The organism is Nonlabens sp. (assembly GCF_039941875.1).
GTDB lineage: Bacteria > Bacteroidota > Bacteroidia > Flavobacteriales > Flavobacteriaceae > Nonlabens.
The window spans coordinates 1-9,766 of the sequence record NZ_JBDVDQ010000009.1 but is presented as its reverse complement, the minus strand read 5'-3'; the positions used below and the strand labels follow the sequence as shown (position 1 = coordinate 9,766).

At 35.7% G+C, this 9,766-nt stretch carries 10 protein-coding genes; 8 read left to right on the top strand and 2 right to left on the bottom strand.

Annotated features, from left to right (window positions below; translation table 11 throughout):
• Positions 1-74 precede the first annotated feature (74 nt).
• From gcvH to ABJF08_RS05330, 5 genes are all read left to right on the top strand, one after another.
• Positions 75-452 carry a glycine cleavage system protein GcvH gene (gene gcvH, locus ABJF08_RS05350; protein ID WP_348115039.1) on the top strand — a complete coding sequence of 126 codons (378 nt, stop codon included), beginning with the start codon at positions 75-77 and terminating at the stop codon, positions 450-452.
• Positions 452-877, top strand: coding sequence for a VanZ family protein (locus ABJF08_RS05345; protein ID WP_348115038.1), 426 nt, complete (start codon positions 452-454; stop codon positions 875-877). The genes gcvH and ABJF08_RS05345 overlap by 1 nt, the downstream gene beginning before the upstream one ends.
• Before the next feature lie 56 nt (positions 878-933).
• Complete coding sequence (locus tag ABJF08_RS05340) at positions 934-1,662, top strand: energy transducer TonB (RefSeq protein WP_348115037.1); 729 nt, start codon at positions 934-936, stop codon at positions 1,660-1,662.
• A 102-nt stretch (positions 1,663-1,764) separates the two neighbouring features.
• Complete coding sequence (locus ABJF08_RS05335) at positions 1,765-2,595, top strand: energy transducer TonB (protein ID WP_348115036.1); 831 nt, start codon at positions 1,765-1,767, stop codon at positions 2,593-2,595.
• 31 nt (positions 2,596-2,626) lie between these two features.
• Entirely contained in the window at positions 2,627-4,813 is a 2,187-nt protein-coding gene (locus ABJF08_RS05330; RefSeq protein ID WP_348115035.1) for a hypothetical protein, read from the top strand.
• Positions 4,814-4,822: 9 nt separating this feature from the next.
• On the opposite strand, the gene ABJF08_RS05325 is transcribed toward ABJF08_RS05330, so the two are convergent.
• A complete protein-coding gene (locus ABJF08_RS05325) occupies positions 4,823-5,212 on the bottom strand; it encodes a group III truncated hemoglobin (RefSeq protein WP_348115034.1) in 390 nt (129 codons plus the stop codon).
• Positions 5,213-5,350: 138 nt separating this feature from the next.
• On the opposite strand from ABJF08_RS05325, the gene ABJF08_RS05320 reads away from it, so the two are divergent.
• Positions 5,351-6,049, top strand: coding sequence for a zinc metallopeptidase (locus ABJF08_RS05320; RefSeq protein WP_348115230.1), 699 nt, complete (start codon positions 5,351-5,353; stop codon positions 6,047-6,049).
• Between the two features lie 84 nt (positions 6,050-6,133).
• On the opposite strand, the gene ABJF08_RS05315 is transcribed toward ABJF08_RS05320, so the two are convergent.
• A complete protein-coding gene (locus ABJF08_RS05315) occupies positions 6,134-7,498 on the bottom strand; it encodes a saccharopine dehydrogenase C-terminal domain-containing protein (protein WP_348115033.1) in 1,365 nt (454 codons plus the stop codon).
• A gap of 53 nt (positions 7,499-7,551) precedes the next feature.
• On the opposite strand from ABJF08_RS05315, the gene ABJF08_RS05310 reads away from it, so the two are divergent.
• On the top strand, positions 7,552-7,947 hold the full coding sequence (locus ABJF08_RS05310; protein ID WP_348115032.1) for a DUF423 domain-containing protein: 396 nt from the start codon (positions 7,552-7,554) through the stop codon (positions 7,945-7,947).
• Positions 7,948-8,001: 54 nt separating this feature from the next.
• Complete coding sequence (pckA, locus tag ABJF08_RS05305; protein ID WP_348115031.1) at positions 8,002-9,615, top strand: phosphoenolpyruvate carboxykinase (ATP); 1,614 nt, start codon at positions 8,002-8,004, stop codon at positions 9,613-9,615.
• Positions 9,616-9,766: the final 151 nt, after the last annotated feature.

Below are 9,766 nucleotides of genomic sequence, written 5' to 3'. Positions count from 1 at the left end.
GCATAATTCAACTTTAAGGTTTGAATTAATAGATAGAGTTATCTTAAATTTACGCTTTTAAAAAATCATACAAAATGAATATTCCATCAGAATTAAAGTATACTAAAGATCACGAGTGGATCAAAATAGAAGGAGACGTTGCTACCATAGGTATTACTGATTTTGCACAGAGCGAGTTAGGTGATATCGTTTATGTAGAAGTAGAAACTTTAGATGAGACTTTGGATCAAGAGGAAGTTTTCGGTACAGTAGAAGCTGTAAAGACTGTTTCAGATCTTTTTCTTCCATTAACTGGAGAGATCACTGACTTTAATGAAAAGTTAGAAGATGAGCCAGAACTTGTGAATTCTGACCCTTACGGAGACGGATGGATGATAAAAATGAAGTTTACTGACGCATCTCAGGTAGATGGATTATTAAGTGCTGACGCCTACAAAGAGTTAGTAGGATAATGAAAAAAGTTGTTTATTGGCTAGCTGCTCCATTGTTTACTGTATTTATTACAGTAGCTTCTATGGTAGCAAATCCAGCACCGCCAGTAAATATTGATAACGTAGATAAGATATACCACGCTACCGCTTATTTTATAATGGCGATCTTGTGGTATATTTTCTTTTACAGTCGTTTTTTAGGAAGACAAAGCCTTTTGAGCTTTGGCCTAAAAACTATTTTAAAAAACTGGTCCAGAACTATTGCAATAGGAGCAAGTGCTTTGTCCTTGATTATAGGGGTGTTAATAGAACTAGGACAAGAATTTATTTCTGTAAATAGAACAATGGACATCATGGATGTACTAGCAAATTTTGCTGGCATCATTATTGCTATGTTATTCTTAATAATAATTGATAAATTATTTAACAAACATAAAGTGGCATAATTCTTTTGTTAGCACAAAGAATTAGTTATTTTTAACCTCTTATAAATACAACCATAATGGAAGTAAAAAAATCAGAAAAAGCAGATTTACGTAAGAACATTACGCTATACGCCTTATCAGGGCTTGCGTTTATGTTGTTATTATCCTGGCAAGGACTTGAGTACGAGTCTAAAACCGTAGAAATAGAAGAGGTGTTTGAGGAGCCTGAAGAAATCTTCATCGAGGAAGAAATTCCGATTACTCAAATGTTGGATACTCCACCACCACCACCGCCACCACCACCAGCTCCAGAAATTATTGAGGTAGTTGAGAATGAAGTGGAAATAGAAGAGGTGATCATTGAAGATACAGAAACTGATGAACAAGAAGAGATCGTTGAGATCGAAGAAGTTGCTGAAGAAGTAGGTGTTGAAGAAGTAATTGCTGATGTTCCATTTGCAATTATCGAGAATGTGCCTATCTATCCTGGTTGTGAGAGTAAAAAGAACAATGCAGATCGTAAGAAATGTATGAGTGAAAAAATCACAAAATTTGTAAATAAACAGTTTAATACTGGACTTGCAAATGATCTAGGGTTAGAAGGAAGGCAGAAAATTTCTGTTCAATTTAAGATCGACTCAAAAGGTAATGTTGTAGGTATTCAATCTAAAGCAAAGCATCCTAAATTACAGAGTGAGGCAGCAAGAGTAATTAATAAATTACCTGCTATGACTCCAGGAATGCAAAGAGGTAAACCAGTAGGTGTGATTTATGCACTACCTATTATTTTCCAAGTGCAGGACTAATTATAGACGTTTTTATATATATAAAATCCCAACCTTTTTAGGTTGGGATTTTTTTTGGTACGCTTCTTGATTTCTCTTTGAAATAACATAAAACCATTGATTATGAACACTTCAAATGAGAAAAGAGATGCTGCAACATCTCAAAACACTCGCCGTGAAGACAAAAAAGCGGCAAACACAAAGGTGAATCCCATCGTTAATTTTCAAATAGGGCTCATAGCTGCACTAGTAGCTGCGTTTCTTATTATAGAATTAACGACTGAGGTTCCTGAAACTATTGTCTATCCACCTATTTCAGTTAATATGACAACTGATGAGCCATATCTAGACTCATTTACAATTATTGATAATTCTCCTAAGCCAGTAGTAAAGAAGGCGCCTAAGCCAAAAGTCGAGACGCCTAAAGTGGATCCAAACAAACCACCTAAGGTTGTTGAAAACGATCAGCCAGATATTCCAGAACAAGATAAGGATACAGTAGAGCCTGTCGAAACTAATCCTGTAGAAACTGATACTAGTGATACAGATGCGGCAAGTAGTAACAATGATGCGCCAGCTAGCAAATCATCTGGACCTACAGTAATAGCTGCACTACATGAAGTGCCATTGTTTCCGGGATGTAGTGCTAGAATGGATAGTAAGGAGCGAGTAGAATGTCTCAATAAAAAAATGGGAAGGTTTATTCAAAGGAAGTTCGACACGAGTCTGGGTAATGACTTAAATGAAAATGGTATGGTTAAAATCGCTGTGCAATTTACAATAGGTGTAGACGGCTTACCTAAAGATATTCTAGTAAAAGCACCTAATAAAAAACTAGAAGAAGAGGCGTATAAAGTGATCTCTAGATTACCTAAAATGACACCAGGCAAGATAGATAATGCAGCGGTTAATGTTACCTACGCGTTGCCTATACGATTTCAGATTAACGATTAGTAATTATACTACGCTATGAGTTTTAAAAGCCATGAAATTTCATGGCTTTTCTATTTTTGGGACAGTCGGTAAAACAAGTATATTTGTCACTTATCAAGGGACTATGAAATTTCTATATACTTTACTCTTTCTTACATTTTCAAGTACGTTATTTGCTCAGTCAGATATTGAACGATTTCCGGTTTTTGAAGATTGTAAAGGGAATACTAGTAAGCAGTTAGAAGATTGTTTTTATAGTGCGCTTTATGCTCAGCTTAAAAATAATTATCAGCATCCTGTTAAAAATGATACGCTTACAGATCAATCAGTTACCATAAGATTTGAGGTGGATCGCGATGGTAAATTTGTGCTGATTAGAACAGATGCGTTTAAATCTTCTTTAAAAGAAGAGATGATTAAAGCGTTTTCAAAACTACCAGTTATAGAAGCTCCTACATTTAATGGAGACGCTACGTTCATGCAATTTATACTTAATGTGCCAGTGCCTATGAAAGAGTCTGGTTCTTTTAAAGTGTATAGCAACTCTCAGTCTACAATAGATAAACAAAATGAGGTGAAAAGAAAGGAAGATAGTCTCGCTTTCGCGAAAGCGAATGAAGAATACAACACCATCATTAGTGATCAGTATGATAACCATCAACTAAGGTCTGATGCGATTATACCTCTTTCTTACCAAAGATATCATAGGTATGAAGCAGCGATGAACCGTGTAGGGAATAATGCTCATACGGCGGTAAAACCTTATACTTTTAATTATGTGGATCAATACTTTGACCTTGAAGCAGAGCGTGAATCCTTGCTTAAGGATCGTAAAACATGGTTAGGTCGCAAGTGGCATAATGAGCATTTCTTTGAACTTGCAGGAGAGGATTATTGGGTGGTTATAGATCCTGGTGTAGATCTTCAAGTAGGGAAAGATTCTAGAGATGATGTGACTACATATAACAATACGAGATTAGTTAATGTGAGTGGTGGGATAGGTGATCAAATCACATTCGGTGCTAGTATACAAGAATCTCAAGCTAGATTTCCTGGTTTTTTTGAAAGAGATGTTATTTCTAGAGCGCCAGATGGTGGTAACCCTGGTATAGTGCCCGGTAGAGGTATTGCCGAAGATGGTGGCGATAGAATATTTGATTATCCAGTAGCTACAGGGTACGTGAATTATAAGCCTAGTAAATATTTTGATTTACAACTAGGACATGGTCAGCACTTTATAGGTGATGGTTATCGCTCATTAGTATTAAGTGATAACTCACAACCTTTCCCTTATTTTAAACTTAATGCTAAGTTCTGGAAACTAGATTATACGGTCTTGTACACATCATTGAGAGATGTTCGACCTGAGGTAACTGCAGACGATTCTTTCCGTACTAAATTCATGACGCATCATTATCTAAGTTGGAATGCGACTAAAAGATTGAACCTAGGTTTCTTTGAAAGTGTTTTATGGCAGGATGATAATCAAAGAGGTTTTGATTTTAACTATTTAAACCCAGTAATTTTTTATCAAACCGTAGAACTAGAAACAGGCTCTAGAGGTGGAAATGCTCTGTTAGGTCTGACAGCAAAATATAAAGTGAGCGATAAGGTTACCGCATATGGACAGTTAGTTCTTGATGAGTTTTCTGGAGGATCTGTTGTTAGTGGTAATGGTAGTTATCAAAATAAAAGTGCTTATCAATTAGGTGTAAAATGGCAAAACGCATTTAAACTGCCTAATTTAATGATGCAACTAGAATATAATAGAGTAAGACCTTATACCTATTCTCATAATACAGTAGTGTTAAATTATGGTAATAGTAATCAGGCGCTAGCACATCCATGGGGTGCAAATTTCTATGAAACGGTATTAATAGGTCGCTATACTAAAGACCGCTGGTATGGAATAGCTAAGGCTATTTATGGAGAGCGTGGTTATGATGTACTTACTGATGGTGATAATGCCTTTTATGGAGGTAATATTTACGGGACAGAAGATGACCGTATTTCTGATAATGGTAATATAACCGTCCAAGGTAATATTTCTAACTTTTTCTATGGACATCTAGAGGCTGGTTATGTTATAAACCCAGCAAGTAGGTTGAAGGTTTTTGGGCAAGTAATTTACCGCAGTTCAAATCCGCTTACAAACAATAGTGTAGTGCGTGGAGAAAGTACCACATGGTTAAACTTAGGTTTACGTACCGATATTATGAACTGGTCATTTGATAGATAAATCTATAGTTTAAGATCTAGCCTCAAACATTTTTATAAATAGTATGCTAGCCATATTTCTAGCACGTCGTAACGCAAGGTCTGCTATATCGCCACGGTACATTTCATTAATGGTTTCTTTCCATAGGTTGATCCATAGGCCAAAATGATTCATATCAATAGAATGATTTTCCTGTAAGTCTAGTTTTTTATGTGCTGTAACAGGATTTCCTTGATAGCTTTTGGCCATTAGTAGACTGCTCTCCCAGAAATCTGTTATGTGCTCTAAATGAGTTTCCCAGTTCTCAATGGCTCGGTTAAAAATAGGACCTAGAGTTTTCTCTTCTCTAACTTTACTATAAAAACAAGTAACGAGTTTGTTGATGTCTTCTTTATTTTTTATGTCTTCTAGTGGTGTCATCAATTGTCTGGTTTTGATAAAGGCAATTTAGTTTTTATAACTTGATACTTTGTATTTCGTCTAGGTAATTAATAAATGAAAATTTAATTTTAAAGATGTAACTTTAAATTCTTAACTTGATTAAAATTAAAAATTATGATGGGCGGCGGCTTAATGGGTTATTACATTATTGGTGCAATTGTGATGCTGGTAAGTACTTTAGTGAGTAAAAAACTAAAGTCAAAATTTGAGTACTATTCAAAATTGACTCTCAAAAACGGAATGAGTGGTGCAGAGATTGCCCAAAAAATGCTCGATGATAACGGTATTACAGATGTAAAAGTAATTTCGGTAGCAGGACAGCTAACAGATCATTACAACCCTAGCGATAGAACGGTAAATTTAAGTGAGGTGGTTTATTCACAACGCAATGCAGCTGCAGCCGCAGTTGCAGCTCATGAAGTAGGTCACGCGATACAACATGCAACTGCTTATTCATGGATAGGAATGCGTTCTAGTTTAGTTCCTATAGTGAGTATTGCGTCTAAATATTCTCAATGGGTAATCATGGGTGGTGTAGCTCTCGCGGCAAGTACGTTTTTTGGTAAATGGGTATTGCTTGCAGGTATTATTATGTATGGTATGGGGACGTTATTTGCTTTTGTAACCTTACCAGTAGAATATGATGCTAGTAATCGAGCACTAGCCTGGTTAGAAAATGAAAGAATGCTTACTCAAGAAGAGCATGCAGGAGCAAAAGATGCTTTAAAATGGGCAGCTAGAACTTACTTAGTTGCTGCAATAGGCTCACTTGCTACTTTATTGTATTTTATTTCTATCTTTTTAAAGAGGAGATAATGTTTAATAAACGAATAAAAAAGTCACTTATTAGTTAACTAATAAGTGACTTTTTTTTATTGGAAAACTGGTTGATTTAAACGGTTACATGTGTAATTTATTATAACCTAAATATTCTGTCTCGCTTTCGCGAAAGCGAATTCCATATCCTTCTAATTCTTTAAGAATAGGCTTATAAACAGACTCTTTAATAGGGATTTGCACTCCAGGTTCTGTAATTTCTTTATTTAATATTTTTAATGCAGCGATGGCAACAGGAAGTCCTACTGTTTTTGCCATAGCAGTTTGAAGTTTTCCATCGCCTAGACAGACCATGGTGCTATCCACTTGTTTCTGTTCACCATTTATTTCATAGCCGAATTTATGATACATCACAATCATATCTTTTTCTCCAGGTTGTAATGTCCATGAATCTTCTAGAATGGCTTGCAACATTTGTGCAGGCGTGGCGTCTTTAATACCTATTATTTTTTCATTATTAAAAATATCTAACTCTTCTAACTTTAACCACATAATGTCATCTTGATCTATCTTAAGTTCATGACGCATTTTTAGTTCCACACTATCGGTAGGGGAATACGGTAAAAAGCTATTGACAAAATCACGATAGGTCATATCTTCAGAGCCTTCTATAATATAGGTGTCGTCGGTCATTCCTAGTTGTACAAACATATTCCATGCTTTACTGAAACCTACACGTCTCATGGTACCTCTATATAATGTTAAGATGTCCTCTAGTCCATAAACTTCTCTGTATTTGAGACTATTTCTATTAGCTAACGCTTCAAAACGGCCGTAACCATCTACATCTAGAAATTCTGTTCTTCTAAAGAGACGGTGGTACGGTATGTATTTATATTTACCTTCTTGAATGAATTTTGCAGCTCCACCTTGTCCCGCAGTCACGACATTACGTGGATTCCATGTAAATTTATAGTTCCATAGGTTATTATCATCTTCTGGAGCAACTAGTCCACCAGTAAAAGATTCAAATAACAAAAGTTTACCACCTTTGTTTCTAATGCTATCTATTACTTGCATAGCGCTCATGTGGTCTACTCCTGGATCTACACCTATTTCATTCATAAAAACAAGACCTTTTTCTTTGACCTCTTTGTCTAGCGCTTCCATCTCTGGACTTACATAACTGGCGGTAACCATGTTTTTATTAAAGGTCACACAGTCTTGAGCGACTTCTATATGAAATCTAGCAGGTAGCATTGATATGACAATATCTGCTTTTTGAATATACTTTTTACGTTCTTCTGGATTAAAAATATCTAATTCTATAGCAGTAGCATTTTCATGATTCTGACTTAATGATTGAGCGCTCTCAACGTTTTTATCAGCGATGATTAAATGTAATTTATGTTCGTTAGATTTATTAAGAAGATAATCTATTAATACTCCTGTAGATTTTCCTGCTCCTATAATTAAGATGTGACGCATGGCTGTTGTAATTTAGTGCCAAGTTAAGTGACTTAATTAAAATTTTAGAAATAATGGAAAGAAAGTTATTAATCGTCGGCTGTAGTTTTGCGGTTATCGCGGTAATTTTGGGAGCTTTAGGTGCTCATGCTTTAGAGAAAGTGTTAGAACCACAACAGTTAAAAAGTTTTGAAACAGGTGTGCGTTATCAATTATTTCATGCCATTGCATTAATTGCTTTTTCTCAAGTAAGTATTTTAACAGATTCTTCAAAAGGTATTTTGTTGTATTTATTTGCTATCGGAATTGTGTTATTTTCATTTAGTATTTATGGACTTTCGGTATCAAAATGGCTTAAAATCAGCTTAAAGTTCCTTGGTCCTATAACTCCATTAGGCGGCCTTAGCTTGATATCAGGGTGGTTCTTTGCTTTATGGAAAATCATTTCACATAATTCTATTAATAATTAGTGAGAACCATTTGATAGTTATAATTTTGCGCAAAATCTTAATTAAAGGATTATCATGAATTCAAACACCTCTATTACGCAATCGATTGCGTTAACCGAATGGGGAATCAAAAATTCCAAAATCAATTACCAACTCGCGCCTGAAGTTTTACAAGAGAAATCTGTAGAGAACTATGGCGGTAAAGAAACTGATAATGGCACGCTCGCGGTTCATACAGGTGAATTTACCGGTCGCTCTCCTATGGACAGATTCATTGTTAAAGATGACGTTACTGAAAAATTAGTCTGGTGGGGAAACATCAACCTTCCTTTTGAGTCAGATAAATTTGACGCATTACTCGATAAGGTAACTTCTTATCTAGATGGTAAAGAGCTTTTTGTAAGAGATGCATATGCATGTGCTCATAAAGACTACCGTCTTAAATTAAGAGTGATTAACGAGTATCCGTGGTCTAATATGTTTGCTTATAACATGTTTATCAGACCTGAAGAAGAAGAGCTTAACGGCTTTGATCCTGAATGGACAGTGATCAATGCACCAGGATTCATGGCGGTGCCAGATGAAGATGGTACAAGACAGCACAATTTTGCTATTTTAAATTTCTCAAGAAAAATCGCCTTAATAGGTGGTACTGGTTACACAGGAGAAATTAAGAAAGGTATTTTCAGTGCTCTTAACTTCATCTTACCAGTTTACAAAAACACTTTACCTATGCACTGTAGTGCAAATGTGGGTGAAGATGGTAGTACAGCTATATTCTTTGGTCTTAGTGGTACTGGTAAAACGACGCTTTCTACAGATCCTAATCGCGCCTTAATAGGTGATGATGAGCATGGGTGGACTGAGGATAATGAAGTCTTCAACTTTGAAGGTGGTTGTTATGCAAAGGTGATTAACCTAGATCCAGAAGGAGAACCAGAGATTTTCAATGCGATAAAACCTGGCGCAATTTTAGAAAACGTTATTTTTAAAGAAGATAACACTGTAGATTTTGCAGATACTACTATCACACAAAATACCAGAGTAAGTTACCCTATTTATCATATCGATAATATTAAAGTACCTTCTCAAGGAAAAAATCCTAAGAATATATTTTTCCTTACTGCCGATGCTTTTGGTGTACTGCCTCCTATTTCAAAATTAACCCCTGGTCAGGCAGCTTATCACTTCATAAGCGGTTATACGGCAAAGGTAGCAGGTACTGAGGCTGGTGTTACAGAGCCAGTGCCTAGTTTTTCTTCCTGTTTTGGAGCGCCATTTATGCCGCTACATCCTACTGCATATGCAGAGATGTTAAGCAAGAAAATGAAAGAAGCTGGTGTGAACGTGTGGTTAGTAAATACAGGATGGACTGGTGGTCCTTATGGTGTAGGTTCTCGTATGAAATTAAAATATACTAGAGCTATGATTACGGCTGCGCTAGATGGTTCACTAGAAGAGGCAAATAAAGGTAATTACCACGTACACTCTATGTTTGGAGTGGCACAACCTAGAACATGTCCTAATGTACCGACTGAAGTATTGTCTCCACGTAAATCATGGAACAACGATAAAGGTTATTATGAAACTGCAGAAAAATTAAGACAGTTCTTTATTGATAACTTTAAACAATTTGAAAGTGAAGCATCAGAAGAAATTCTTGCTGGTGGTCCACCTAGAAAATTATAGACATCTATAAATATGTCTAGTCCTAAATAACCGATACAGATTATTAAAGGATTAAATTTATTATTTAAATCTCAATGAAGCTAGCTTCGTTGAGATTTTTTTGATTTGTATGTTTTTCTTGTTAATTGATTTTGTTTGTGCATTTGAATAG